Source organism: Xanthomonas sacchari, from assembly GCF_024266585.1.
Classification (GTDB): domain Bacteria; phylum Pseudomonadota; class Gammaproteobacteria; order Xanthomonadales; family Xanthomonadaceae; genus Xanthomonas_A; species Xanthomonas_A sacchari_C.
On record NZ_CP100647.1, the window covers coordinates 1,718,725 to 1,744,233 of the forward strand.

General features: G+C 71.6%; 18 protein-coding genes. 7 read left to right on the forward strand and 11 right to left on the reverse strand.

Annotated elements, in window-relative coordinates; translation table 11 throughout:
- Nucleotides 1–200 precede the first annotated feature (200 nt).
- The 7 genes from NKJ47_RS06985 to pqqA all read right to left on the reverse strand — a co-directional run bounded on the left by NKJ47_RS06985 (nt 201) and on the right by pqqA (nt 6,002).
- The gene (locus NKJ47_RS06985; protein ID WP_254460767.1) at nt 201–1,976 is read right to left on the reverse strand and encodes a chloride channel protein; all 1,776 of its coding nucleotides are present in this window, start codon (nt 1,974–1,976) and stop codon (nt 201–203) included.
- Between the two features lie 11 nt (nt 1,977–1,987).
- Entirely contained in the window at nt 1,988–2,500 is a 513-nt protein-coding gene (locus NKJ47_RS06990) for a hypothetical protein (protein ID WP_254460768.1), read from the reverse strand.
- Between the two features lie 97 nt (nt 2,501–2,597).
- Nucleotides 2,598–3,719, reverse strand: coding sequence for a pyrroloquinoline quinone biosynthesis protein PqqE (gene pqqE / locus NKJ47_RS06995; RefSeq protein ID WP_254460769.1), 1,122 nt, complete (start codon nt 3,717–3,719; stop codon nt 2,598–2,600).
- Nucleotides 3,716–3,994, reverse strand: a complete 279-nt coding sequence (gene pqqD, locus NKJ47_RS07000; protein WP_254460770.1) for a pyrroloquinoline quinone biosynthesis peptide chaperone PqqD — start codon at nt 3,992–3,994, stop codon at nt 3,716–3,718. The genes pqqE and pqqD overlap by 4 nt, the downstream gene beginning before the upstream one ends.
- Nucleotides 3,991–4,737: a pyrroloquinoline-quinone synthase PqqC gene (gene pqqC / locus NKJ47_RS07005; RefSeq protein WP_254460771.1), complete on the reverse strand. Its 747-nt coding sequence runs from the start codon at nt 4,735–4,737 to the stop codon at nt 3,991–3,993. Before pqqC ends, pqqD begins: the two co-directional genes overlap by 4 nt.
- Before the next feature lie 34 nt (nt 4,738–4,771).
- On the reverse strand, nt 4,772–5,671 hold the full coding sequence (gene pqqB, locus NKJ47_RS07010) for a pyrroloquinoline quinone biosynthesis protein PqqB (RefSeq protein WP_254460772.1): 900 nt from the start codon (nt 5,669–5,671) through the stop codon (nt 4,772–4,774).
- Nucleotides 5,672–5,921: 250 nt separating this feature from the next.
- Nucleotides 5,922–6,002: a pyrroloquinoline quinone precursor peptide PqqA gene (gene pqqA / locus NKJ47_RS20805; protein WP_010344287.1), complete on the reverse strand. Its 81-nt coding sequence runs from the start codon at nt 6,000–6,002 to the stop codon at nt 5,922–5,924.
- Nucleotides 6,003–6,268: 266 nt separating this feature from the next.
- On the opposite strand from pqqA, the gene NKJ47_RS07015 reads away from it, so the two are divergent.
- Together NKJ47_RS07015 and NKJ47_RS07020 are read left to right on the forward strand one after the other, a co-directional pair.
- The gene (locus tag NKJ47_RS07015; protein ID WP_254460773.1) at nt 6,269–8,425 is read left to right on the forward strand and encodes a RelA/SpoT family protein; all 2,157 of its coding nucleotides are present in this window, start codon (nt 6,269–6,271) and stop codon (nt 8,423–8,425) included.
- A 118-nt stretch (nt 8,426–8,543) separates the two neighbouring features.
- On the forward strand, nt 8,544–10,067 hold the full coding sequence (locus tag NKJ47_RS07020; RefSeq protein ID WP_254460774.1) for a hypothetical protein: 1,524 nt from the start codon (nt 8,544–8,546) through the stop codon (nt 10,065–10,067).
- 780 nt (nt 10,068–10,847) lie between these two features.
- Here NKJ47_RS07020 and NKJ47_RS07025 read toward each other — a convergent pair.
- A complete protein-coding gene (locus NKJ47_RS07025; RefSeq protein WP_254460775.1) occupies nt 10,848–12,944 on the reverse strand; it encodes a glycosyltransferase in 2,097 nt (698 codons plus the stop codon).
- 93 nt (nt 12,945–13,037) lie between these two features.
- Between NKJ47_RS07025 and mrcB the strand changes: the two genes are divergently transcribed.
- The 5 genes from mrcB (at nt 13,038) to NKJ47_RS07050 (ending at nt 19,863) form a co-directional block, all read left to right on the forward strand.
- Nucleotides 13,038–15,470 (forward strand): penicillin-binding protein 1B, encoded by a 2,433-nt coding sequence (gene mrcB, locus NKJ47_RS07030; protein WP_254460776.1) that lies wholly within the window; start codon nt 13,038–13,040, stop codon nt 15,468–15,470.
- A gap of 15 nt (nt 15,471–15,485) precedes the next feature.
- The gene (locus NKJ47_RS07035) at nt 15,486–16,007 is read left to right on the forward strand and encodes a tetratricopeptide repeat protein (RefSeq protein ID WP_254460777.1); all 522 of its coding nucleotides are present in this window, start codon (nt 15,486–15,488) and stop codon (nt 16,005–16,007) included.
- A gap of 164 nt (nt 16,008–16,171) precedes the next feature.
- Nucleotides 16,172–18,181 carry an ATP-dependent DNA helicase gene (locus tag NKJ47_RS07040; RefSeq protein ID WP_254460778.1) on the forward strand — a complete coding sequence of 670 codons (2,010 nt, stop codon included), beginning with the start codon at nt 16,172–16,174 and terminating at the stop codon, nt 18,179–18,181.
- 60 nt (nt 18,182–18,241) lie between these two features.
- A complete protein-coding gene (gene tsaB, locus NKJ47_RS07045) occupies nt 18,242–18,946 on the forward strand; it encodes a tRNA (adenosine(37)-N6)-threonylcarbamoyltransferase complex dimerization subunit type 1 TsaB (protein WP_254460779.1) in 705 nt (234 codons plus the stop codon).
- Nucleotides 18,943–19,863: an ADP-ribosylglycohydrolase family protein gene (locus tag NKJ47_RS07050; protein WP_254460780.1), complete on the forward strand. Its 921-nt coding sequence runs from the start codon at nt 18,943–18,945 to the stop codon at nt 19,861–19,863. The genes tsaB and NKJ47_RS07050 overlap by 4 nt, the downstream gene beginning before the upstream one ends.
- Nucleotides 19,864–19,922: 59 nt before the next feature.
- On the opposite strand, the gene NKJ47_RS07055 is transcribed toward NKJ47_RS07050, so the two are convergent.
- The 3 genes from NKJ47_RS07055 to gshB all read right to left on the reverse strand — a co-directional run bounded on the left by NKJ47_RS07055 (nt 19,923) and on the right by gshB (nt 25,389).
- Nucleotides 19,923–22,919: a TonB-dependent receptor gene (locus NKJ47_RS07055; RefSeq protein WP_254460781.1), complete on the reverse strand. Its 2,997-nt coding sequence runs from the start codon at nt 22,917–22,919 to the stop codon at nt 19,923–19,925.
- A gap of 641 nt (nt 22,920–23,560) precedes the next feature.
- Nucleotides 23,561–24,442, reverse strand: a complete 882-nt coding sequence (locus NKJ47_RS07060; protein WP_254460782.1) for an energy transducer TonB family protein — start codon at nt 24,440–24,442, stop codon at nt 23,561–23,563.
- Nucleotides 24,439–25,389: a glutathione synthase gene (gene gshB, locus NKJ47_RS07065; protein ID WP_254460783.1), complete on the reverse strand. Its 951-nt coding sequence runs from the start codon at nt 25,387–25,389 to the stop codon at nt 24,439–24,441. The genes NKJ47_RS07060 and gshB overlap by 4 nt, the downstream gene beginning before the upstream one ends.
- Between the last annotated feature and the right edge of the window lie 120 nt (nt 25,390–25,509).

The window sequence follows — 25,509 nt, forward strand, 5'->3', positions numbered from 1 at the left end:
CTGCAACGGCGCGTGGTGTTTGGTGCCAAGCACTGATGCTGTCGCGTCTGCTGATGTCGTAAGAGCGGCTTCAGCCGCGACGCATGGCGCCACGACGGTCGAGGCTGAAGCTGCTCCTACGACATGCTGTCGCCACCCTCGACATTTCAGCCAGCGGCAATCCGCCGAATCCCCACTCCCCACTCCCCAATCCCCGCCCCTCAATCATCCACCCGCTCGCCCATCAGCTCGCGCTGGCGCTTGTCCAGTTCCTCGGCGTAGCGCTTGCGCACGAAGCTTTCGCTGAGTACGCCCAGCACCTTGCCCTGCTCGTCCACCACCGCCAGTTCGTCGCTCTGGGTCAGGTCGAATTGACGCATGGCGGTGACCACGTCGGTGTCGGCGGGCAGGGCCACGTCGCGGTTGCCGGCGTAGTCGACGATGGCCGCGTTGGCGTCGACGCCGTCGGCATAGGCGGCGGCCAGGGGGACCACGCCGGCGTAGTGGCCGCTCTCGTCCTCCAGCACCACGCGGGTGCCCGAGCCGAGCGGGAAGCGGCGGCGGAATTCGGCCACGCTGGTGGTGGCGGCCAGCGGATGCACGTCCTTGCGCATCATCTGCCCGGCGCTGAGATGCTTGACCCAGCCCACGTCGCGCGCGCTCTTGATGGTCTCGCCACGCAGGTGCAGGCGCCAGGTGGAGAAGGAGTAGCCGAAGATCTGGCGGACGATGGTGTTGGCCACCAGCACCGCCACCATCACCGCGCTGGCCAGCACGAAATCGTGGGTGCCTTCCAGGACCAGCATCGCCATCGTCATCGGCGCGCCGACCACCGCCGCGGCCATCGCCGCCATGCCGGCCAGCGACGCGGCGGTGCCGTCGACCAGGGCCATGCCGCTGCCGAGATTCAGCACGCCGGCGAACAGCCCGCCGACCAGCGAGCCCATGAACAGCGAGGCGAAGAACAGGCCGCCGCGGAAGCCGAAGCCCAGCGAGATGGCCGAGCCCAGGCACTTTAGCAGCAACAGAATGCCCAGCCAGCGCAGCGAGGTCGGGCTGGTCAGGTCCAGGTGCAGCGCGCCGTGTCCGGAGGACAGCACCTGCGGGGTGATCAGCGCCAGCGGGATCAGCAGCAGGCCGCCGGCTACCGGGCGCGCCCAGCGCGGCAACGGGCTGCGGTTGATGACCTGTTCGATCGCGCCGATCAGGCGCATCACCGCCACCGCCAGCAGAGCACAGAGCGCGCCCAGCAGCGCGTACAGCAGGTAGTCGCGCGCCTCCAGTGCCGAAGCCGCCGAGGCCGGCAGCAGGTACGGCTGCACCCCGGCCAGCTGCGACACGAACACCGCGCCCAGCGAGGCCACCGCCACCGGCGCCAGCGCCGACGGCGAATACGCGCCGATCACGATCTCAAACGCGTAGAACGCGCCGGCCAGCGGCGCGCCGAAGGCGGCGGCGATGGCCGCGCCGGCGCCGGCACCGACCAGGGTGCGGATGTCGGCGCGGCGCAGGCGCAGGATCCGGCCCAGGTGCGAGCCGCTGCCCGCGCCCATCTGCGTGTAGGCCGCCTCCAGGCCGACCGAGGCGCCGACGCCGTTGGACAGCAGGGTCTGCGCGGAGACGATCAGGTTGTCGCGCATCGACATGCGTCCGCCGTACAGCGCGTTGGCTTCGACGGCGTCGATCAGCTGGCGCTTGCGCGCGCGCGCGGCCATGCCCAGCAGGCCGACCAGCAGCCCGCCCAGCGGCAGCACCAGCAACTGCCGCACGCTCAGCTCCGACATCGCACTGAGCCGTTCGTCGGCCTCCAGGCCGTACAGCCAGGCCTGCGCGCCATGCGCCAGGCTGCCCTGCAGCAGGGTCAGTAGGCCGGCGATCACGCCGACCAGCAGGGCCAGGGCGATGAACCACACATCGCTGGCGCGCAGGCGCCGGCGCAGCGCATCGGCGAGGCTGTGCGAGGCATCGGCCAGGCCCGGCCGCGGACGCAGGTTCACGGCATTCGATCCTATTTGACGCGGCGGACCTTGGCGCGGGTGTTGTAGTTGCCGACCTGCATGTACCAGACGCCGACGATGCCGGGGGTGATCTTCACCTTGGGCGCAGTCAGGCGCACGCTGGACAGGCTCGCCGCCTCGGTCTGTTCCCACTCCTGTCCGTTGGCCAGCACGTAGTGGCGGCCCTTGCCGAACCCGGTGAACTCGCCGACCAGGGTGCTCTCGATCGGCTCGGCGCTGCCGAAGTCGAAGAAGCCGCGGTTCTTGGTGATCACTTCGCGGCGGCCTTCCTCCTTGGCCTTTTCCAGCGCCACCGCGGTCTCCTTGGCGACCTTGCCCTGCAGCCAGTCGTTCAGCGCGGCCAGCTCCTGCGGCGACAGCTTGTCCAGCCCGGCGGCCTTGAACTCCTGCGGCGACATCTGCGTCTGCAGGTCGCCGGAGACGGTGCGCTGGGCGAGCGCCGGGGCGGCGGACACGGCGAGCGCCGCGCACAGAACCAGGGGAGCGAGACGCGCAAGGGACATGGCGGCAATCCGGGCAGTGGGATGCGCGGTAGTGTAGTCGCAAGCGGTGCGGGCGCACGGCCTGGCGGGCGCGCCGGGGACCGCGTCGGTGTTTGTTTCAGTCCTCGGCGCAGGCGGGCGCGGCGGCCGCGCGCGGCGGCCGCCGGTACACGAAGGCCGGTGCCGGCGCGGCGGCTTCGCGTTGCGCCAGCGCCTGCAGCGCCGCGTGCGCCGGGGCGCGTTCGCAGACCGGGTCCAGGGTCGCGGCATCGCCGCTCAGCGCCAGCGCCTGGCAGCGGCAGCCGCCCCAGTCGATCTCGCGTTTCGGGCATTCCTGGCACACCTGCGGCATCCAGGCGCTGCCGCGGAAGCGCACGAACGCCTCGCCGTCTTCCCAGATCGCCGCCAGCGGCCGCGTGCGCAGGTTCTCGAAGCGCATGTCCGGCAGGGTCTCGGCGGCGTGGCAGGGCAGCACGTCGCCGCGCGGGGAGATATTGACGAAGCGCTGGCCCCAGCCGCCCATGCAGGCCTTGGGCCGGTGCGCGTAATAGTCGGGGGTGACGAAATCGATCTGCAGGCGGTCCTGCAGCCGCAGGCGGGCGGCTTCCACCGCGGCGACGGTGGCGTCGATCTGCGCGCGGCTGGGCATCAGCGCGGCGCGATTGCGCAGGCCCCAGCCGTAGTACTGGGTGTGCGCCACTTCCAGGCGCTCGGCGCCCAGTTCCAGCGCCAGTTCGATCATCGCCGGGACGCGTTCGGCATTGTGCCGATGGATCACCGCATTGATGGTCAGCGGCAGGTCGAGGGCGCGGACCGCCGCGGCGAACGCGCGCTTCTTCGCCAGGCTGTCGCGGTAGCCGGCGATGCGGTCGGCGCCGGCGGCGTCGGCATCCTGGATGCTCAGCTGGACGTGCTCCAGCCCGGCCGCGGCCAGGGCGGCCAGCATCGGCGCGCCGCCGGCCACGCCGGAGGTGATCAGGTTGCTGTACAGGCCCAGCGCACGCGCATGCGCGACCAGCTCGGGCAGGTCCTTGCGCAGCATCGGTTCGCCGCCGGAGAAGTGCGCCTGCAGCACGCCCATCGCCGCGGCCTGGTCCAGCGCCGAGCGCCAGCCGGCGGTGTCCAGTTCCTCGCGCAGGCCGGCCAGGGCGATCGGGTTGGAGCAGTACGGGCAGGCCAGCGGGCAGCGGTGGGTCAACTCCAGCAGGATCGACAGCGGCGGCGGCACCGGCATGTTCATGCGCGCAGCAGCCGCTTGGCGTGCAGTTGCTGCGCCAGCTCGCGCACGTCGCGTTCGACCTCGTCCGGGTCGGCCTCGAATTCGGCGGCCAGTTCCGCGGCGATCGCCCCCAGGCTGCGGGCGCCGTCGCAGCGCGAGACGATGGCGTGGGCGATGTCATCCAGTTCGATCACCCGCTCCGGCGCCAGCAGCACCCATTGCCCGCGGGCGCGGTCGTGCTGCAGGCGCACGCCGGCGGCGAGCCGTGGCTGGCTGCTGGCGTCCAGCGCGCTCATGCCGCGGCCTGCGCCGCGTCGGGAGCGAACGCGTCCGGCCAGGCCACGCCCGGCTGCACGTAGGCGAAGTGCAGCGCGTCCAGTTGCGACCACAGCACGCCGCACTTGAAACGCAGCGCGTCCTGCACCAGCCGCTGCTTCTCCACGGTGTCGGCGTGGCGCTTGACGTAGTCCAGGGCGAAGTCCGAATCGCGCGGGGCCTCGTGCAGGCGATGCTCGAAGTACGCCAGCGCCTCGCGCGAGACGAAGTCGTAGTGCTGCAGCATGCCGGCGACGCGGTGGCTGATGATGCCCGGCGCGAACAGCTCGGTCAGCGACGAGGCGATCGCCTCCAGCAGGCTCTTCTCGCGCACGAAGTGCAGGTAGGCCTGCACCGCGAAGCGGGTGCCGGGCAGCAGGCCGCGGCCGGACTGCACCAGGTCGCGGTCCAGCCCGAGCGCGTCGGTCAGGTGCAGCCAGCGGGCGATGCCGCCGTCGCCATCGGCATTGCCGTCGTGGTCGACGATGCGCTGGCGCCAGATCCGGCGCAGCGCCGGGTCGTCCATCCGCGCCAGGATCGCCGCGTCCTTGAGCGGGATGCAGCGCTGGTACTCGTAGCGGTTCAGCGCCCAGGCCTGGACCTGGCCGCGGTTCAGGCGCCCGCTGTGCAGCAGGGAATGGAACGGATGCTGGTCGTGGTACAGCCGCGCGCCGATCGTGCGCAGCGCGGTTTCCAGTTGCTCGGGACTCAGCAAGGCGCTCACGGGTGCTGTCTCGGGGAGGGAACGAAGGGGCGGGTCACAGGGTGATCTCCATGCCGTCGTGGGCCACGTCCCAGCCATGCGCGGCGACCGTGGCGCGCTCGGCGGAGCCGGCGTCGAGGATCGGGTTGGTGGTGTTGATATGGATGAAGACCTTGCGTGCCACCTGCAGGTCGGCGAAGGCGCGCAGGGTGCCGGCCTCGCCGTCGATGCTCATGTGGCCCATGCGCTGGCCGGTCTTGGCGCTCACGCCGAGCTGCACCAGTTCGTCGTCGCGCCACAGGGTGCCGTCGAAGAAGACCAGTTCGGCACCGCGCAGCCGCGCGCGCAGCGCATCGGTCAGCGCCGCGCAGCCCGGGATGTAGTGCAGGCGGTGGTGGCCGTCGTCGATGATCAGGCCCAGCGTCTCCTCGGCGGAGCCGGCCAGGTCGCCGCTGTGCCGGCATTCCATGAACAGCGGTACCTTGCCCGGCACCGCGAACGGCGTGACCTGCAGGCCGAGCAGCGACAGCGGCGTGTCCAGGGCGAACGGATGGCGATGCACGTAGGCCGGGTGCAGCGCGTCGAACACCGGGTTCTGCGCCAGCAGCTCGAGCACGCGACCGCTGGCGTACAGGTCGAAGCGCTGGCTCTCGCGCATCGACAGCAGCCCGGCGATGTGGTCGATCTCGCCGCTGGTGAGCAGCACCGCCTCGATCGGCGAATGACGCTGCTCGCGTTGCGGCCACAGCGCCGGGGTCGCCAGCACCTGCTGGCGAAAATCGGGCGAGGCGTTGATCAGCAGCCAGCGCTGGCGGTCGACGCTGACCGCGATGCTGGCCTGGGTACGGCGTTGGGCACCTGGATGTTGCCGCCACGCGCGTTGGCTCGCGGGCGTGTGGCAGTTCCACTGGGGGTGCCCTCCGCCTGCCGCCGATCCCAATACGATGAGGTGCATCCGGTCTCCGTCAGTCGCGCAAGGGTGTGCCTCCCATCCCCGAACACGCCGTGTCTAGCCTGTCAGGCTCAACCCGCAGGGCCGCGGTGGCGCGCGCCTGTGGCCGCGTCGTCGCGCGAGCGTGGACCGACGTCCACGTCCGCGCGCTTGCTTGCCACGCACACGCGCCACCATGGCGCGGCATGTTCGGGGATGGGAGACACATCCTGGCCGGTCGCGCTTCGGTCGCGGGAACGGGGGAGTGCGCGGCTCAGAGCTCGCCGGAGGCGTAGCAGTTGATTTCCGCGCCGACGCAGATCTCGCGGATCACAGGCTTGTTCCACTTCTTCATATGCGTTCCTCTTCGAGTCGGTCTAGGGGACGACGGCGACAGCGCATGCAGGGCATGCAGCGGGTCGCCGTCGCGGTCGAGGATAGGCGCGAGGGTGGGTGCGGTTGTGAAATTCAGGTAAACACGCCGCAGGTCGCAACCGGATCACAGTGAGCTGGCGGTGCGTGTCTGCGGGGCGCCACGCAGGCGCGACGCCGGCGCAATTGTGAGAACGCGCACAAGCGCGTTAGTGTAGGCGGCACCCGTTTCGTCGACCGCGTCCGTCCTTGAACCACACCGATCACTCCGGCCTGGAGGCGCTGCTGCAACGCCCGGCGGCCGCGACCCTGGCGCCCGCCCTGCGCGCGGCGCTGCTGCAGGCCTGGCAGGCGCAGGCCGCGCCGGCGCCGCGGCTGCCGTGGCCGGTGCTGGCCGACACCCTGGACGCGCTGGCGCTGCTGTCCGCCGACGAGGCCTCGCTGCTGGCCGCGCTGCTGTTCGACCTGCCGGAACTGCGCGCGGCGTTGCCGCTGCTGCCGGTGGCGCCGCCGGCGCGGGCGCAGGCGGTGGCCGGGCTGCTGGAAGCGCAGGACGCCGCCGACCCGGTGTGGGCGCTGCATGCCGGGCGCGAGGCCGGGCGCAACAGCGAGGGCCTGCGCCGGCTGCTGCTGTCGATCGTGCAGGACTTGCGGGTGGTGCCGATCCTGCTGGCGCGGCAACTGGCGCAGATGCGCGTGGCCGACAAGGCGCCGGAGGCGCAGCGCCGCGCGCTGGCGCAACTGACCCGCGACATCCACGCGCCGCTGGCCAACCGCCTGGGCATCTGGCAATTGAAATGGGAGCTGGAGGACCTGGCGTTCCGGCACCTGGAGCCGGACACCTACCGGCGCATCGCCCGCGAGGTCGACGAGAGCCGGGTGGCGCGCGAGCGCTACATCGAGGCGGTCAAGAAGACCCTGTCCAAGGCGCTGGCCGAGCAGGGCCTGCACGCGGACATCAGCGGGCGGCCCAAGCACATCTACAGCATCTGGCGGAAGATGCAGAAGAAGCGCCTGGCCTTCGACCAGCTCTACGACCTGCGCGCGGTGCGGGTGATGGTCGACGACGTCGCTGCCTGCTATGCCGCGCTCGGCGTGGTGCACGCGCTGTGGGCGCCGGTGCCCAGCGAGTTCGACGACTACATCGCCCGGCCCAAGGCCAACGACTACCGCTCGCTGCACACCGCGGTGATCGGCCCGGAAGGGCGCACGATCGAGGTGCAGATCCGCACCCACGACATGCATGCGCAGGCCGAACTGGGCGTGGCCGCGCATTGGAAGTACAAGGAGGGCGGCAAGGGCGCGGAGAAGGCCTTCGACCGCAAGATCACCTGGATGCGGCAACTGCTGGAGCAGTCGCAGGACGGCGAGCAGGGCGGGCTGGCCGGGGCGCTGGACGCCGAGCTGGTCGAGGACCGGGTCTATGCGCTGACCCCGATGGGCGAGGTGATCGACCTGCCGCAGGGCGCCACGCCGCTGGATTTCGCCTACCACGTGCACACCATGGTTGGGCACCGCTGCCGCGGCGCCAAGGTCAACAACCGCATCGTGCCGCTGACCCACAAGCTGCGCAGCGGCGACCGCGTGGAAATCCTCACCGGCAAGGAGGCCGAGCCGCGCCGCGACTGGCTGCTGCCGGCCAACGGTTACCTGGCCAGCGGGCGCTCGCGCGACAAGGTGCGCGCCTGGTTCCACAAGCTGGACCGCGCGCGCAACGTGCAGGCCGGCAAGGAACTGCTGGAGCGCGAACTCAAGCGCCTGGGCCTGCAGCAGGCCGATCTGCTGCCGGCGGCGAAGAAGTTCCATGCCGACGGCATCGACGAGCTGTACATCCAGGTCGCGCTGGGCGACGTCGGCCCCAGCCAGGTCGGGCGCGCGCTGCACGAGGCCGAGCGCGCCGCGGCGCAGCCGGCGGCGCCGGCCATGCCGCGGCCGACCGCACGGCGCGATGGTTTGGGCAAGTCCAAGTTCACCGTGCAGGGCGTCGGCAATCTGCTGGTGCAACTGGCGCGCTGCTGCCAGCCGGTGGCCGGCGAGCCGATCGCCGGGTATCTCACCCGCACCCGCGGCGTCACCGTGCACCGCAGCGACTGCGCCGCGTTCGCGCGGCTGGCCGCCAGCCATCCGCAGCGGGTGCTGCCGGTGGAGTGGGGCCAGGCCGGCGGCGGCTACGAGGTCGACGTGCTGGTGCGCGCGGTGGACCGGCGCTGGCTGCTGAAGGACATCACCAACCTGATCGCGCAGGAGGAGGCGCACGTGCTGGAGATCAACAGCGACAACGTGCGCGACAGCGGCCTGGCGCAACTGCGGCTGCGCCTGAAGGTCGGCGACTACGGGCAGCTGTCCACGCTGCTCGGCAAGCTCGATGCGCTGCCCGGCGTGCACGAGGCGCGGCGGCTGGGCTGAGTTCCGCTTGCGTGCCGGGCCGAGGCCGGGTCCACCGCGGAACGGCCCGCCGCCGGCATGCCAGCTACCCGCGCACAGCTGTTCGTCATCGGGCCGGCGCTAAGCTGGCGCGGTGAGCATGCCGCCCGATCAGGTCAGGGACGAACCCCAGCGCAGGCAGCGGCCGGTGCCGCTGTGGCGGGATCGGCGTGTCTGGCGCTGGGCGCTGGCGGCGTTGCTGGTGCTGGCGCTGACCCTGGTGGTGTTCCGCCGTCCGTTGGCCGATCTGCTCTGGCCGGAGACGCGCATCCAGCAATTGCTCGATCAGGGCCATGCGGCGCTGCGTGCCGGCCGGCTCAGCGCCGCCGATGGCAGCGGCGCGCGCGAGCGCTTCGAGGCCGCGCTGGCGCTGGACGGCGACCGCATGCAGGCGCGTGTCGGGCTGGCCGCGACCGGGCGTGCGGCGCTGGGCCAGGCGCGTGCGGCATTGGCGGCCGGCCGCTACCCGCAGGCGCACGCGGCGCTGGCGCTGGCGCGCGCGCTGCAGGTGCCGCGCGCCGACGCCGATCGCATCGAGGCGGCCTTGCGCGCGCGCGAGGCCGCGCATGCCGGGATCGATCAGCTGTTGCAGCGGGCGGCGCAGGCGCGCCGCGACGGGCATCTGGACGATGGCCCGGACGCGGCCCTGCCGCTGTACCAGCGCGTCCTCGAGTTCGCACCGGAGCGCACCGCGGCGTTGGAGGGCCGCGAGGATGCGCTGTCGGAACTGTTGCAACACGCGCGCGGCGCGTTGGCGCGCGGCGACCTGGCCGCGGCGGCGGCGCTGGTGCAGCGCGCACGCGGCTACGACCCCGGCCACGTGGATCTGCCGGAGACCCAGGCCGAACTGAACCGGGCGCTGGAGCGCCTGCAGCGCGAGGCCGAGCAGGCCTTGCGCCGGCAGCGCCTGGACGCGGCGGCGCGCGCCTTCGCGCAATGGCACGCGGCGGTGCCGGAGGCGGCCGGCGCCAGCGACGGGCTGGAGCGGGTGGCGGCGGCCTATGCCCTGCAGGCCAGCCGCGCCGCCGCCGATTTCCGTTTCGGCGAGGCCGAGCGCGCGCTGCGCAAGGGCCAGGCGCTGGCGCCCGACAGCCGCGCGCTGGCCGATGCGAAGCAGGCCCTGCAGCGCGCCCGGCAGAGCCAGGCGACGCCGCCGTCGCGGCTGTCGCCGGCCGAGCGCGAGCGCCGCCTGCAGCGTCTGCTGGCCGATCTGCAGGCCGCCGAGACACGCGGCGACTGGCTGACCCCGCCCGGCGCCAGCGCCTACGACACCTTGCTGGCGGCGCAGACCCTGGCGCCGCGCGATGCGCGGGTGCGTGCGGCCGAGCAGCGTGTGCTGGCGGCGCTGCGCCGCTGCTTCGACGATGCCCTGCGCGGCAACCGGGTGCTGGCGGCGAGCACCTGCTACGACGCCTGGCGCGCCTTGGCGCCGGGCGGCAACGGCCTGGCCACCGCCCGCCGCCGCCTGGCGCAGCGCTGGCTGGCGGTCGGCGACGAGCGCCTGAGCGGCGGCGATGCCGCGTTCGCGCAGCAGGCGCTGCAGCGCGCCCGCGCGATCGATCCGGCCACTCCGGAACTGGGCGCCTTCGAGCGCCGTCTGCGCAGCCTCAGTCCGGGGCGCTAGCGGGAGCGGGACGTCTGGGGGCTTTCCCTCGGCTGGTGGTGCGGCGCGTCGGGACTGAAGTCCCTCCCACAGGGGGCGCTGCGGGGTTCCGGCGATCGCTGTGTGTCCGTGGCTGCGTGCGTCCTGGTTTGCATCGCCTTGGCAGCATCGGTGCGCGACAGCGCCTGCCGCAATGCCATGCGAGGCCTGTGGGGGCGCCTGCGAATCGTGATGGCAGGTGCGCACGCAGGAGCGGCTTCAGCCGCGACAGGCGTCGCCGGTAACGCCTGTCGCGGCTGAAGCCGCTCCTAGGCGGCGACGGTGCGTTCGCCAAGATGCGGCGAGAGAGAATGGTTGCAGTGCCGAGGTGGCTGGAAGATGCGTCGAGGCCGAAGCCTCTCCGGCATGTACAGATCAGACCGTGCTTACGTCGTGTACGACGCGCGTTTGCCTCTTTGCAGGACGGCCCGCGTCAGCGGCGATGCCCGCAGTACGGGTGTGGGAGGGACTTCAATCCCGACGCGATAGACAGCAGCGCGCCATCGGTGAAGCAGCCCCTACGCAGCGACGGTGCGTTCCGCCAGGACGCGGCGAGAGAGAAGGACTCCAGTCCCGAGGTGGCCGGAAGATACGTCTGAGCTGAAGCCTCTCCCGCATGTGCAGATCTGACCGTGCTTACGTCGTGTACGACGCGCGCGCTTGCCTCTGCGCAGGACGGCCCGCGTCAGCGGCGATGCCCGCAGCACGGGTGTGGGAGGGACTTCAGTCCCGACGCGCTGGACATCGGCGCGCCACCGGCGCTCAATCCAGGAACGCCTCGCGCACCGTGGCGCGCGCGGCGTCCAGCGAGAAGTGGGTTTCGATGTTGCGCAGGCCGTTGTCGGCCAGCCGCTGCCAGAGCGCCGGATCGGCGTACAGCTGCACGATGGCGTCGGCGAACGCCGCGGGGGCGTCGGCGATCAGCACGTCCTCGCCGTCGCGCAGGTGCATGCCTTCCACGGCGCACGCGGTGGCCACCACCGGCTGGCCATGGGCCATGCTCAGGTTGACCTTGCCCTTGACGCCCGCGCCGAACCGCAGCGGCGCCACGGCGATGCGCATGCCGTCCATGTAGGCCGCGATGTCGGGAACGTGGCCCAGCAGTTCGACGCCGGCCGTGGCCTCGCCGAGGCGGCGGATGTCCTCCGGCATGTCCGCACCGATGCAGTGGAAGCGCAGCTCCGGCAGGCGCGTGCGCACCGCCGGGAAGACCTCCTGCAGGAACCAGCGCACCGCGTCCACGTTGGGCGCATGGCGGAAGCCGCCGACGAACACCAGGTCGCGGCGCTGCGCCCACGGCAGGCCGGGCCCGGCGACCTCGTGCAGGTTCGAGATCAGCGCCGTGCGCACCTGCGGCGCCTCGCGCTGCAGTTGTTCGCGCTCGACCGCGCTGACCAGCACGGTCACGTCCACCTGCGCCATCACCTCCAGTTCGCGCGCACGCGTGCGCTCGGCCTCGCGCAGTAGCCGCGCGTCGCCGGCGAGTTCGGCACCGCGGCGCTCGCGCAGGTAGTGCAGGTCCACGGTGTCGAACAGCCGCCGCGCCTGCGGCGCGAAGCGGCGCAGCAGCGGCAGGCAGGCGTGGGCGACGTGGTGGCGCACCAGCAGCACGCTGTGGAAACGCGCGCCGTGCTGCTGCAGGAACCAGGTGAGGTTCTTCAGGTACGGCGCGTGCCATACCTCCACGCCGAGCCGCTGCAGGGCCTCGCTGTGGCGGCTGGCGTAGCTACGCTCGCTGGGCACGAACACCACGTGCGCGCCTTCCTCCAGCAGCAGGCGGATCAGGTTGAGCTGGCGCAGCGAGGCGGAGTCGCGGTCCGGCTGCGGCAGCGCCTCGTCCAGGATCAACACCTGGCGCTGCTGGCGGTGCAGTCGGGCCGGCGTCGGCACTGCGCCGGGCGGCAGGTGCCGCGGCAACACCTCGGCCCACTTGGCGGCGAAGATCGCGCGGTTGCGCACCTGGTAGGCCTTGATCCCGCTGCCGGTGTCGGTGCCGTTGCTGGTGCCCTCGTCGTGCACCACGCGGCTGGCCGGCTGCACCAGCGTGCGCAAGCCCGCGGCGCGCACCGCGAAGGCCAGGTCGGTGTCCTCGTAGTAGGCGGGCCTGTAGCGCGTATCGAAACCGCCCAGCGCCAGGAAGCGCGCGCGTTCGATCGCCAGCGCCGCGCCGCTGCCGTAGTCGACGTCGCGCAGGTAGGCGTAGCGCGGATCGTCGGGCGACTCGAAGCGGCCGTAGCTCCAGGCGCTGCCGTCGGCGAAGACCACGCCGCCGGCATCCTGCAGGCGGCCGTCGGGATACAGCAGTTGCGCGCTGACCAGGCCGGCTCGCGGCAGCTGCGCGAAGGTGTCCAGCAGCGCGTCCAGCCAGCCCGGTTGCGGCACCGTGTCGTTGTTGAGGAACACCAGGTAGCGGCCCTGCGCGCGCGCGGCGCCGTCGTTGCAGGTGGCGATGAAGCCGCCGTTGCGCTCACGCACGTGGTAGTGCAGCCCCACCACCTGCGGCAGCCACTGCGCGGTGGCGTCGCTGCTGCCGTCGTCGATCACCAGGATCTCGCAGGGCGCGGCCGGCGGATGCGCGGCCAGCGCGCGCAGGCAGGCCAGGGTATGGGCGATGTGGTTGTAGACCGGGATCACGATGCTGACCAGCGGCGCGGGACTGTTCGGCACCGCGAACGGCGCGAACGGCGCCGGCGCCACCAGGAACAGCGCGCGCTGCGGCGGCGGCAGCGGTTGCGCATGCACGCGCAGGCGTTGCCAGGTGCTGCGCCAGCCGCGCGTGCGCAGGCTGGTCAGGCCGCGCCGGACCAGGCCGGCCAGGCGGTTCAGGGCGTAGCGCGCATTCGCCCACGACATCGACATCCGGGACCACTCCAACTTAAACGAAGAGGCCGCCGCGCCGCGCTGCCCGCTGGGCTGCGCTAGACTCGGCGGAATTTACATTCTCGCATTCCCGTGCCCCGACGCTACGACGATCACGACACCGACGATCAGGACGACACCCTGGACAGCCCCGCCGCCGTATGGCGCCGGCGTCTGCTCACCTGGGGACTGGCCGCCGCCGCACTTGGCCTTGGCTTCCTGATCCCGTACACGGTCTATCTGAACAAGCAGGTCACCCAGCGTTTCGGCGAATTGCGCTGGCAGATCCCCACCCGCGTGTACGCGCGGCCGCTGACCCTGGCGCCGGACACGGCGATGGATCCGCAGACGCTGAAGACCGAACTGGATGCGGCCAGCTATCGCGCCGACCCCGTCGCCGAGCGTCCCGGCAGCTATCAACAGGAAGGCAGCCGCTTCGTCATCGCCAGCCGCGGCTACGTCGACGTCGACGGACGGGTCGCGCCGCGCCGCATCGAGGTCGCCCTGTCCGGCGGCCGCGTGGTGGCGCTGCGCGATGCGCAGACGCGCAAGGCGCTCAAGGCCGCGCGGCTGGATCCGGCGCGCATCGCCACGCTGTACGGGCAGAAGCAGGAAGAGCGGCGCCTGGTGCGCGTGGACGAGGTGCCGGAACTGCTGGTCACCGGCCTGCAGGCGGTCGAGGACCGCGACTTCAATTCGCACCACGGCATCGACCTCAGCGGCATGGTCCGCGCGGCCTGGGTGATGGTGCGCTCCGGCGGCAAGAGCCGGCAGGGCGCCAGCACCCTGACCCAGCAGCTGGCGCGCAGCGGCCTGCTCGGCATCGGCAAGGAACAGACCGTCACCCGCAAGTTCAACGAGATCCTGTACGCGCTGATCATGGAGGCGCGCTACGACAAGCGCACCATCCTGGAGGCGTATCTGAACCAGGTGTACCTGGGTCAGCGCGGCAGCCAGGCGGTGCATGGCGTGGCCTCGGGCGCGGAGTTCTGGTTCGGCCGCGAACTCGATGCGCTGGCGCCGGAACAGGTGGCGCTGCTGATCGGCCTGGTCAAGGGGCCGTCCTACTACGATCCGCGCCGCTATCCCGAGCGCGCGCTGGACCGGCGCAACTTCGTGCTCGGCAAGCTGCGCGAGAGCGAGCTGATCGACGAACCCACCTACCGCAAGGCACTGGCCGCGCCGCTGGGCGTGCCGGCCGAACCCGGCCTGGTCGCGGCCAACCGCTTCCCGGCCTATGTCGACCTGGTGCGGCGCCAACTGGCGCGCGATTACCCGGAAAGCGCGCTGCAGGGCGCCGGCCTGAGCGTGCTCACCGGCATGTCGCCGTCTGCGCAGGCCTATGCCGAGGGCGCGGTGACGCGCACCATCACCTCGCTGGAGACCAACAAGAAGCGACCGCCGCTGCAGGCCGGGCTGGTGCTCACCGACACCCACAACGGCGAGGTGCTGGCGGTGGTCGGCAGCCGCGACGTGGCCCAGCCGGGCTTCAACCGCGCGATCGAGGCGCAGCGCCAGGTCGGTTCGCTGCTCAAGCCGTTCGTGTACCTGCTGGCGCTGGCGCAGCCGGATCGCTATTCGCTGGCCAGTTGGGTCGACGACACGCCGGTCACCGTGCAGTTGGGCCGCGGCCGCAGCTGGAGCCCGAGCAATGCCGATGGTCGCAGCCATGGCACGGTGCGCGTGGTCGATGCGTTGGCGCATTCCTACAATCAGGCCACGGTGCGCATCGGCATGCAGGTCGGGCCGGAACGGGTCGCGCAGCTGGTGAAGGTGCTGGCCGGCATCGAGGCCGAGGTCAATCCCTCGCTGATCCTCGGCGCGACCGACCAGAGTCCGTACGCGATGGCGCAGCTGTACCAGTTCCTCGCCTCCGGCGGCGAGATCCAGCCGCTGCATGCGGTGCGCGGCGTGCTCGATCCGCAGGGCAAGCTGCTCAAGCGCTACGACAAGACCCCGGCGCCGGCGCAGGAGGGCGACTCCATCGCCGCCAACCTGGTCGGGATGGCGCTGCAGCAGGTGGTCAGCAACGGCACCGCGCGGCAGCTGCTCAACGACGGCCTGGGCAAGCTGTCGCCGGCCGGCAAGACCGGCACCAGCAACGACGGCGTGGACAGCTGGTATGCCGGCTACACCGGCGATCACCTGGCGGTGATCTGGATCGGCAACGACCAGAACAAGCAGACCGGCCTGTACGGCGCCACCGGCGCGATGCGGGTGTGGTCGGGCATCTTCTCGCGGCTGCCGAGCGCGCCGCTGCAGGTGCAGGGCAAGGGCATCGACTGGCAGTGGATGGACCCGGTGGGGTACAACAGCACCGACCCGAACTGCCCCGGCGCGCGCCAGTTCCCGTTCGTGGTCGGCTTCGTGCCGGCGTATGCCGCGTGCACGCCGCCGCAGGCGCTGCCGGAAGATGCCGCGTCCGCCGAGGGCGAACACCAGGGCGGCGGCTGGCGCAGCTGGTTCGGCCTGGACAAGAAAAAAGACCCGCCTGCCGACGCGGCTGCGCCGCCGCCGGCGCACTGATCCCGGATACCGCTCATGACCCCACGTACCCCCGCCATCGCCGCCCTCAGCCTGCTGCTCGCTTCCTGCGTCAGCGCGCCGCCGCCGCCGCCCCCGGCCGCGCCGGTGGACACCACCACGCCGGCGCAGCGCATTGCCGCGATCGACGCCAGCGGCGGCGCCGACGACACCGAACTGAGCGTGCAGCCGCTGCGCGATCCGGAAGTCGAGGACCTGCGCGAGAGCGCCAAGCGCAAGCGCGCCGCCGGCGACCTGGCCGGCGCCGCCGCGGCCCTGGACCAGGCGCTGAAGCTGGTGCCGGACGACCCGGCGCTGCTGCAGGACCGCGCCGAGGTGGCGCTGCTGCAGAAGGACGATGCGCAGGCCGAAGCCTTCGCCAAGCGCGCCATCGACCTGGGCTCGCAGACCGGCCCGCTGTGCCGCCGCCACTGGGCGACCATCGAACAGGCGCGCCTGGCCCGCGGTCAAAAGGAAAACGCCGCCTCGGCGCACGCGCAGATCGCCGGGTGCACGGTGCCGGGGATCAAGCGGTACTGAAGGCCGGGAATGGGGAGTCGGGAATGGGGAATGGGTGAAAGCCTGCATTTCTGGTGGTTTGCCATCCTGGCGATATTCCGTATTTCCGCTCCGCCGGCGGCCGGGACAGTGAGCGGGTAGTAGCGCTGCTCTGACCATTCCCCATTCCCGATTCCCCATTCCCAATGTCTTTAGCCCATGCAAGCACCGAAGCGCTCAGCGAAGGCGGTGCGCTTGCGCGCCAGCTCGATGCGTTCGTGCCGCGGCCGGCGCAGTTGCGGTTGACCGCGGCGATCGCCGAGGCGTTCGAGCAGCGCGACGTGCTGCTTGCCGAGGCCGGCACCGGCACCGGCAAGACCTATGCGTATCTGGTCCCGGCGTTGCTGTCGGGGCTGAAGACCATCGTCTCCACCGGCACCCGCGCGCTGCAGGACCAGCTCTACCACCGCGATCTGCCGCGGGTGCGGGCGGCGCTGGGCGTGGGCCTGAGCAGCGCGCTGCTGAAGGGGCGCGCCAACTACCTGTGCAAGTACCGCCTGCAGCAGGCCCGCGGCGAGCCGCGCTTCACCGCGCGCGAGCAGGTCGCGCAGTTCCAGCGCATCGTCGCCTGGAGCGGGCGCACCCGCTTCGGCGACATCGCCGAGCTGGACGCGCTGGCCGACGATTCGCCGCTGCTGCCGCTGGTCACCTCCACCGTGGACAACTGCCTGGGCACCGAGTGCCCGTTCTGGGGCGAGTGCTTCGTGGTGCAGGCGCGGCAGCGCGCGCAGGCGGCCGACCTGGTGGTGGTCAACCACCACCTGCTGCTGGCCGACCTGGCGCTGAAGCAGGAGGGCTTCGGCGAGATCCTGCCCGGCGCGCAGGCCTTCGTGATCGATGAGGCGCACCAGTTGCCGGAGCTGGCGGCGAATTTCTTCGGCGAAGGCTTCGGCATGCGCCCGCTGCAGGAACTGGCGCGCGACTGCCTGGCCGAGAGCCGCCAGGTCGCCGGCGCGCTGGCCAGCCTGCAGGCGCCGGCGCAGGCGCTGGAGCAGACCCTGCGCGAACTGCGCGCGGCGATGGAGGGGCTGCCGGCGCGCGGCACGCAGTGGCGGCTGCTGGCCAAGCCGCAGGTGCGCGACGGCTTCGATGCGTTGCTGGCCGATCTGGCACGGCTGCAGGAGCCGCTGGCGGTGCTGCGCGAGGCCTCGCCCGGGTTCGACGCCTGCGCGGCGCGTGCGCGCGAACTGCGCACGCGGTTGGGCCGCTGGCTCGGCGAGGATGCGCCGATTCCGGATTTCGAGGCCGAGCCGGAACCGGATGCGCCGTCCAACGACGTGCTGTGGTACGAGCTGACCCCGCGCGGCTTTCGCTGCCAGCGCACGCCGCTGGACGTGTCCGCGCCGCTGCGCGCGCACCGCGAGGCCTCGCACGCGGCCTGGGTGTTCACCTCGGCGACGCTGGCGGTGAAGGGCGAGTTCGAACACATCGCCACCCGCCTGGGCCTGAGCGACCCGATGACCCTGCTGCAGCCCAGCCCGTTCGACTGGGCGCGGCAGGCGCTGTGCTACCTGCCGGCGCTACCGGATCCTGCGGCGCGCGGCTTCGGCACCGCGCTGATCGCCGCGCTGCAGCCGGTGCTGGAGGCCTCGCAGGGCCGCGCCTTCCTGCTGTTCGCCTCGCACCGCGCGCTGCGCGAGGCGGCCGAGGCGCTGCGCGACAGTCCCTGGCCGCTGTTCGTGCAGGGCGAGGCGCCGCGCGCGACCCTGCTGCAACGCTTCCGCGCCTCCGGCAACGGCGTGCTGCTCGGCTCGGCCAGTTTTCGCGAGGGCGTGGACGTGGTCGGCGATGCGCTGAGCGTGGTGGTGATCGACAAGCTGCCGTTCGCCGCGCCCGACGATCCGGTGTTCGAGGCGCGCCTGGACGCGATCCGCCGCGACGGCGGCAACCCGTTCCGCGACGAGCAATTGCCGCAGGCGGTGATCGCCCTCAAGCAGGGCGTGGGCCGCCTGATCCGCAGCGAGCGCGACCGCGGCGTGCTGGTGCTGTGCGACCCGCGCCTGCTGTCCAAGTCCTACGGCCGCACCTTCCTGGAGTCGCTGCCGCCGTTCGCGCGTACCCGCGACGTGGAGGACGTGCGCCAGTTCTTCGCTACCGAGGCCCCAGCGCTAGGCGATAATCCCGAAGCGGCGCCGCCAGCGGCCGCGTCCGACTAGCCGACGCACGGCCGTTGCTCTTTCGATTCCCCAATCCCGATTCCCGAATCCCGGCTTCCCATGAACCTCCTCGCCTTCGAAACCTCCACCGAAGCCTGTTCCGTCGCCGTCCAGGTCGGCGACCGCGTGCTGGAGCGCTTCGAACTGGCGCCGCGGCGGCATGCCGAGCTGGCGCTGCCGTGGGCCGAGCAACTGCTGGCCGAGGCCGGGATCGGCCGCCGCCAGCTCGATGCGGTGGCCTTCGGCCGCGGCCCCGGCGCGTTCACCGGGGTGCGCCTGGCGATCGCGGTGGCGCAGGGCATCGCCCTGGCCCTGGACCTGCCGGTGCTGCCGGTGTCCACGTTGCAGGTGCTGGCGCAGCGCGCGCCGGCCGACGCGCCGCGGGTGCTGGCGGCGATCGATGCGCGCATGGGCGAGGTCTACACCGCCGCGTACGCGCGGCAGGCCGACGGCCGTCTGTTGGCGCTGACCGAGGAACAGGTGCTGAGCCCGGAGGCCTTCGTGTTGCCGGAGCCGGATGCGGCCTGGAGCGCGGTCGGCACCGGCCTGGCGGCGGTCGACGCCACCCTGCAGCGCCGTTTCGGCGCGCACTGGCGCAGCGTCGATGCGCAGGCGCTGCCGCATGCCGCCGACGTGCTGACCCTGGCCACGGCCGCGTACGCGCGCGGCGAGGCGATCGCGCCGGAACGCGCCGAGCCGGCCTACCTGCGCGACAACGTGGCCCTGACCCTGGCCGAGCAACAGGCGCAGCGGGCCGCGCGATGAGCGGCGGCGTGGCGCCCAGCGACCGCTTCCGCGGGTGCCTGCTGGGGCTGGCGGTGGGCGACGCGCTGGGGACGACCCTGGAATTCAAGGCGCCCGGCAGTTTCGCGCCGATCGACGACATGATCGGCGGCGGCCCGTTCGAGCTGCAGCCGGGGCAGTGGACCGACGACACCTCGATGGCGTTGTGCCTGGCCCACAGCCTGCTGTACCGGCAGGGCTTCGACGCGGCCGACCAGATGAACCGTTATTGCAACTGGTACCGGCACGGCTACCTGAGCAGCACCGGGGTGTGCTTCGACATCGGCAACACCGTGCGCGCCGCGCTGGAGCGTTACCTGCAGGGCGGGCCGGCGTTCAGCGGCAGCGACGATCCGCGCGCGGCCGGCAACGGCGCGTTGATGCGGCTGGCGCCGGTGGCGATGTTCTATGCGCAGCGTCCGGACGAACTGGCCGAGCGCGCCGCCGACAGCTCGCGCACCACCCATGCCGCGGCCGAGGCGCTGGATGCCAGCCGGTTGTTCGCGTTCCAGTTGCGTGCCGCGTTGCTGGGCGAGGACCGCGCGCAGGTGCTGCGGGCGCCCGGCGCGCCGCCGATGCAGACCCCGGCGCTGCGTGCGCTGGCCGTGCGCGACCACGCGGCGGTGCCGGTGGCGCAGATCCGCGGCACCGGTTATGTGGTCGATGCGCTGTCGGCGGCGCTGTGGTGCTTCGCCACCACCGACAGTTTCGCCGCGGCGGTATTGCGCGCGGCCAATCTTGGCGACGATGCCGATACCACCGCGGCGATCTGCGGGCAGTTGGCCGGCGCCTTCTACGGCGTCGACGGGATTCCCGCGGCCTGGCGCGAACGGGTCCAGGACGCGGCGGAGATCGTGGCGCTCGCCGACCGGTTGCACGCCGCTACGGTCGTCGGTTGACCCTTGCCGCAGGCGCCGGCCTTCCATGGCCGGCGTCCTTGGGACTGCCGCGCAGCGGATCAGTAGTCGTAGCTGACGCTCAGGCGCAGCGAACGCGGCGCCTGGCGCAGGAGTGCCGCGCCATACACCGGGTCCGCGTTACCCGGGTCCGACTCCGAGTACGGGTACTTCCACAGCGTGGCCTGGCCGTTGAAGACGTTGAACACGTCCAGGGTGAAGGCCAGTTTGCGGTCGGCGTAGGCCGGCCGCCACGAGACCCCGAGATCGAGCTGCTGCAGCCACGGCAGACGGCCCTGGCTGCCCGGAGGCGCCGGCTGGCCCTGGTAGTAGTGATAGGCGATGCCGTAGCCGGAGGGGTCGCTGTGGTCCGGGCCGTAGGAGCCCAACGCGCTGAACGGCGAACCGGAGATCAGCTTGAGATTGGCCGACACCAGCCACGCCGGGTTGATCTGGTAGTAGCCGTAGAACTTGACCTGATGGGTGTGGTCGTTGCTCTGCGGGCCGTTGGTGTGCTCCATCAACTGCGCGAAGTCCCAGGCCTGGGTGGTGGACACCGCGGTCTGGCCGATGCCCGACAGCAACTGGCCCTCGGTGGTGCCGTAGCTGCGCGACCAGGTGTAGTCGAGGCGGCCGTACCAGCGTTGGTCGAACGGGTGCTCCAGCGACAGGTTGAGCCCGTAGTAGTTGCGCTTGAACGCGGGGAAGCCGAACTGCGCATTGGTCAGCGGCACCTTGACGTAGTTGCCCGAGGTGTCGACCAGGGTGAAGGTGTTGGCCCGGCCCGGGTTGATCAGCCAGCAGCTGACCGGATTCCTGGCCAGGGTCACCGTGTGCCCTTGCGCCGCGGCGGCGGCGAACACGGTATCGCTGTCGCAGTAGTCGTCCACGCCGCTGCGCAGGACGCGGTAGGTGCCCTTGGCGCCGTAGACCCAGCTGTCGCCCCAGGCCTTGGTGAAGCCGAGGATGAACTCGTCCTGGAACGAGGGCTTGATGCCCCGTGTGGCGACGGTCTTGGGATCGGGCAGGATGCCGTAGTTGTTGTTGGCCGAGACCGCGCCGGAGATCTGGGTCAGGCCGGTGGGATAGCCGTTGGCGTCGATGCCGCCGTAGGTGTAGTAGGTGGAGGTGGCCAGGGTGGCGCCGGCGGCGTTGAACGCCGGATTCAGCGGCAGCGCCAGGTAGTAGCGGCCGGCGTTGCCGTAGACCTTGAAGCGCGCATCGCCGTCGACGTCCCAGCTGAAACCCAGCCGCGGCGCCCATTGCCCGCTGGTTTGCTTGATGTAGGGCGCGCCGTCGCGGTTGTAGTTGGTGAACTGGTCCAGGCGCAGGCCGAGGTTGAGCAGCAACCGGTCGGTGACCTGCCAGTTGTCCTCCACGTACTGCGCGCGCTGCGCCGCGCGCACCGAGGCCAGCGCGCTGTAGATGTACTTGCGCACGTAGTAGCCGTCCTGGCCGTTGGGATAGCCGCCGGTGGCCGGCACGCCGAGGCCGGTATTGATCGGCACGTTGGGGTTGGCCTGGCCGTAGATCCAGTAGTAGCCGTCGCCCGAGGCCACCGAGCCGCGGTTGAGCGCGCGCGCGTTCTGGTTGTCGATGCCGATGGTGATGCTGTGCGCGCCGATGGCGTAGTTCAGGTCCAGGCGCAGATTGTCGGTGCGGTTGCCGCGCGCGGGGTCGATCAGCAGCGAGGTGGTCTGCGCATTGGTGATCGGGGTGCCGCCGGTGTAGGCCGGATTCTGGAACGCGGGGCTGGACACATAGGTCAGCGTCCCGTTGTAGTTGGGATTGCGGCTGTAGTCGTCGGTGCGCTGTTGGCCGTACAGGGCGCTGAAGGTCAGGCGGTCGGTGAGGTAGCCGGTGTACTTGGCGCTCCACAGGTCGCCGCCGGTCTTGGTGGTGTCGGCAGCGCCGCGCAGGGCGCCGATGTCGCGGCCGCTGTACTGGTAGTACTTGCCGCGGGTGACGTAGCGGCTGGAGGCGCCGGTGATTTCCAGTAGCTGGCTGTCGCTGATGTTCCAGTCCAGCTTGGCGTACCAGCTCGGCCGACGGTACTGGTAGTCGTAGTAGTACGGCCCCGGCGTGGTCTCGCGTGCGCCGTAGAAGCGGTCGCCGTCCTGGCGCTGCAGTTCGTAGGCGCCGAAGAAGAACAGCCGGTCCTGGATCAGCGGGCCGCCGGCGTAGACGCTCTGGGTGCTGAGGGTGGAGCCGCTCTTGCTGTCCGGGCGGTACAGCGCGCCGTTGCCGGGCGCGTACACGTCCTTCGGCGCCGAGCGCAGGCCGTCCGGCTCCCAGGTCGCCTGGCCACCGAAATGCCATTCGTTGCTGCCGCGCTTGCCGACCGCGTTGATCACGCCGCCGTCGGAACGGCCGTACTTGGCGCTGTAGCCGCCGGTGTAGACCTCCAACTGGTCGATGCTGCCGTAGGGCAGGGTCAGCCCGCCGAGGCCGCGTAGCGGGTCGGTGGTGTTGAAGCCATTGATGTAGTACGCGTTCTCCGCGGCGGAGGCGCCGCCGAAGCTGAGCAACTGCGCGCCGGTGGGGCCGATGTAGGTGCCGCTGCCGCTGTTGCCGGCCACGCCGGGCGCCAGTTGCGCGATGGCCTCGGCCGAGCGGCCCAGCGGCAGGCGCTGTAGCTGTTCGGCATTGATCACGGTACGCGAATCCACGCTGCTCACGTCGATCGCGGCGGCGGCGCGGTCGGCACTGACCTGGACGCCGGCCAGGCTGGTGACCGGGGCGAAGGACACGTCGGTGACGGCACCGACGGTGAGGCCGACGCCGTCGCGACTGCCCAGCACGCGGCCGTCGGCGCCCTTGGCGATGATGGTGTAGGTGCCCAGCGGCAACTGGCCGACGCTGTAGCGGCCGCGCGCGTCCACGGCGACCTCGCGGCTGAGGCCGCTGTCGCTGCGGACCAGGATGCGTTGGGTATCGGCTGGCGCCTGCCCGGCAACGGTGCCGGTGGTGGACTGGGCCTGGGCCGGGGGCAGGGCGAGGGCGGCACTCAGTGCCAGGGCGAGCAGGGCGGGCCTGCGGATGGAACGATGGTTGTGCATGCGGAAGGCGACTCGGGTGGTGGGGGCGGGGGCCCGCCGCGCCGACTCGAATCTGCCCGTCCTGGATGATGCGGTGTGCGCGGTAACGTTCCCCCGCTCCATTAACCTTAATGCGACGCCATCACAGAAATGCCGCGTCGTTATGTCCGCGGCAGCAATGGTTATGTCCTTCGCCGCCGGGGACTTGCGTGTGGGAGAGGGGCTAGCGCTTTTCCTTCTCCCACCGGGAGAAGGTGCCCCGAAGGGGCGGATGAGGGTCCGGGCGCAGCCTCGTGCACCCAAACACGGCGAGTCGCTGCGCGCCGGACCCTCACCCCAACCCCTCTCCCGGCGGGAGAGGGGCTAGCGCGGTTCCTTCTCCCACCGGGAGAAGGTGCCCCGCAGGGGCGGATGAGGGTACGGGCGCAGCCTCGTACACCCAAGCACCGCGAGTCGCTGCGCGCCGGACCCTCACCCCAACCCCTCTCCCGGTGGGAGAGGGGCTAGCGCGCTTTCTTCTCCCACCGGGAGAAGGTGCCCCGCAGGGGCGGATGAGGGTACGGGCGCAGCCTCGTGCACCCAAGCACCGCGAGACGCTGCGCGCCGGACCCTCACCCCAGCTCCTCTCCCGGTGGGAGAGGGGCCGCCGATCTGCTCGCCGCTCAGCGGTCGTCGACCAGGCTGCCGCCGGGCAGGAACACCCAGGTGCGGGTGACCTGCAGGATGTCGATGTTGTCGTCGGTGCGGGGCAGCGGCGGGAACGGCTGCGCCAGTTGCACGATCCGCAATGCGGCGGCGTCGAGCATCGGCACGCCGCTGGAGCGCAGGATGCGGCTGCTTTCCAGGCTGCCGTCGCGGCGCACGCCGACGCTGATCACCACCTGGCCGCCGAGCCGGCGCCGCCGCGCTTCGTCGGGATAGTTGAGGTTGCCGACGCGCTCGGCGCGGTCGACCCAGGCGCGCAGGTAGTTGGCGTAGGCGTATTCGCGGGTGCTGGCGGAGACGAACTTGCGGTTGGGGCGCTTGGCGTACTGCTCCGAGCGCAGGTGCACCTCGGCGGCCAGTCGCGCCATCTCGGCATCGCGCTGTTCGCGCTGCGCGTCCACCGGCCGCAGCGGGTCGTCGGTGCGCGGCTGGGTCTGCGCCGCCGGCAGCGGCTGTTCGCCGCGCGCGCTGCTGACCACACGCGGGGTCGGTTCCGGCGCGGCCGCCGCGGTCTGCGCGCGCAGCGCCTGCGGCGCCAGGCCGTCCTGGCGCTGCGGTACCACGCCCGGCTGGCTGTCGCGCGGACGCTGGGGTTTGTCGTGGTCGCCACCGCCCTGCTGGTTGGCCTGGGCCAGGAAGTCGGCCTGTTTCGGGGTCAGCGGGGTGCTGGTCTGGCTGAAGATCACGTCCAGGGTCGGCACCAGCGGCGCATCGTCGTCGATCGCGAAGCCCACGCCGAGGATCAGCAGGCCGTGCACGATCAGCGACAGCACCAGGGTGGCGCTGAGCCGTTCGCGCTCGCCGATGCGCGGCGCGGGCGTCGCGGCCGCCGCGCTCATCGCGCCGGGTAGGCCTCGATGGCGTCGAACAGCAGCCCGGCGATGTTGAGCCCGAACTGCGCGTCGAGCTCGCGCACGCAGGTGGGGCTGGTGACGTTGACCTCGGTGAGGTAGTCGCCGATCACGTCCAGGCCGACGAAGCGCATGCCGCGCCGCTTCATCTCCGGGCCGACCTGCGTGGCGATCCAGCGGTCGCGCTCGCTCAGCGGGCGGCCTTCGCCGCGGCCGCCGGCGGCCAGGTTGCCGCGGAACTCGTCGCCCTGCGGAATCCGCGCCAGGCAATAGTCCACGGCCACGCCGTCGACCAGCAGGATGCGCTTGTCGCCGGCGCTGATGTCCGGGATGAAGCGCTGCGCCAGCGCCAGCTTGCGGCCGCCGTCGGTCAGCGTCTCCAGGATCACGTTGAGGTTGGGGTCGCCGGTGCCGCTGCGGAAGATCGAGCGCCCGCCCATGCCGTCCAGCGGCTTCAGCACCGCCTGGCCGTGTTCCAGCACGAACGCCTTCAGCGCGGCGGCGTCGCGGCTGACCAGGGTCGGCGGGCAACACTGCGGGAACAGCAGCGCGGCCAGCTTCTCGTTGAAGTCGCGCAGGCCCTGCGGGTCGTTGACCACCTGCGCGCCGGCGCGCTGGGCCACGCTGAGCACGTGGGTGTCGTACAGGAACTCGGCATCGAACGGCGGATCCTTGCGCATCAGCACCACCTGCCCGGGGCCGAAGGTCAGTTCGGCAAAGGCGTCCAGCTCGAACCAGCCGGTCTTGTCGTCGCGCACCCGCAGCGGCGCGGCCTGGGCCAGCGCGTGGCCGTCGCGCAGGGTCAGCCCGCCGGGGCGCACGTAGTGCAGCCGGTGCCCGCGCCGCTGCGCTTCCAGCAGCATCGCGAAGGTCGTGTCTTTGGCAATCTTGATGCTGGCGATGGGATCCATCACCACGATGACATCGAACGGCATGGGGGCACCTGAGAGACTGAGCGGAAGATGGTAGCGGGTCGGCGGGGGCGCCGCGCACCGGTGGGCGGGCGCGGCTGCGCGGTGTCGCACGCCATGGGCCAAACTGTGACATAGTTTGTG

Coding starts and splice junctions, on each gene's coding strand:
- NKJ47_RS06990 (WP_254460768.1), bottom strand. CDS start 2,500: ATGTCCCTTGCGCGTCTCGCTCCCCTGGTTCTGTGCGCGGCGCTCGCC.
- NKJ47_RS07035 (WP_254460777.1), top strand. CDS start 15,486: ATGACCCCACGTACCCCCGCCATCGCCGCCCTCAGCCTGCTGCTCGCT.
- pqqD (WP_254460770.1), bottom strand. CDS start 3,994: ATGAGCGCGCTGGACGCCAGCAGCCAGCCACGGCTCGCCGCCGGCGTG.
- NKJ47_RS07040 (WP_254460778.1), top strand. CDS start 16,172: ATGTCTTTAGCCCATGCAAGCACCGAAGCGCTCAGCGAAGGCGGTGCG.
- pqqB (WP_254460772.1), bottom strand. CDS start 5,671: ATGCACCTCATCGTATTGGGATCGGCGGCAGGCGGAGGGCACCCCCAG.
- tsaB (WP_254460779.1), top strand. CDS start 18,242: ATGAACCTCCTCGCCTTCGAAACCTCCACCGAAGCCTGTTCCGTCGCC.
- NKJ47_RS07020 (WP_254460774.1), top strand. CDS start 8,544: ATGCCGCCCGATCAGGTCAGGGACGAACCCCAGCGCAGGCAGCGGCCG.
- pqqE (WP_254460769.1), bottom strand. CDS start 3,719: ATGAACATGCCGGTGCCGCCGCCGCTGTCGATCCTGCTGGAGTTGACC.
- NKJ47_RS07055 (WP_254460781.1), bottom strand. CDS start 22,919: ATGCACAACCATCGTTCCATCCGCAGGCCCGCCCTGCTCGCCCTGGCA.
- NKJ47_RS07060 (WP_254460782.1), bottom strand. CDS start 24,442: ATGAGCGCGGCGGCCGCGACGCCCGCGCCGCGCATCGGCGAGCGCGAA.
- gshB (WP_254460783.1), bottom strand. CDS start 25,389: ATGCCGTTCGATGTCATCGTGGTGATGGATCCCATCGCCAGCATCAAG.
- NKJ47_RS07050 (WP_254460780.1), top strand. CDS start 18,943: ATGAGCGGCGGCGTGGCGCCCAGCGACCGCTTCCGCGGGTGCCTGCTG.
- NKJ47_RS07025 (WP_254460775.1), bottom strand. CDS start 12,944: ATGTCGATGTCGTGGGCGAATGCGCGCTACGCCCTGAACCGCCTGGCC.
- pqqA (WP_010344287.1), bottom strand. CDS start 6,002: ATGAAGAAGTGGAACAAGCCTGTGATCCGCGAGATCTGCGTCGGCGCG.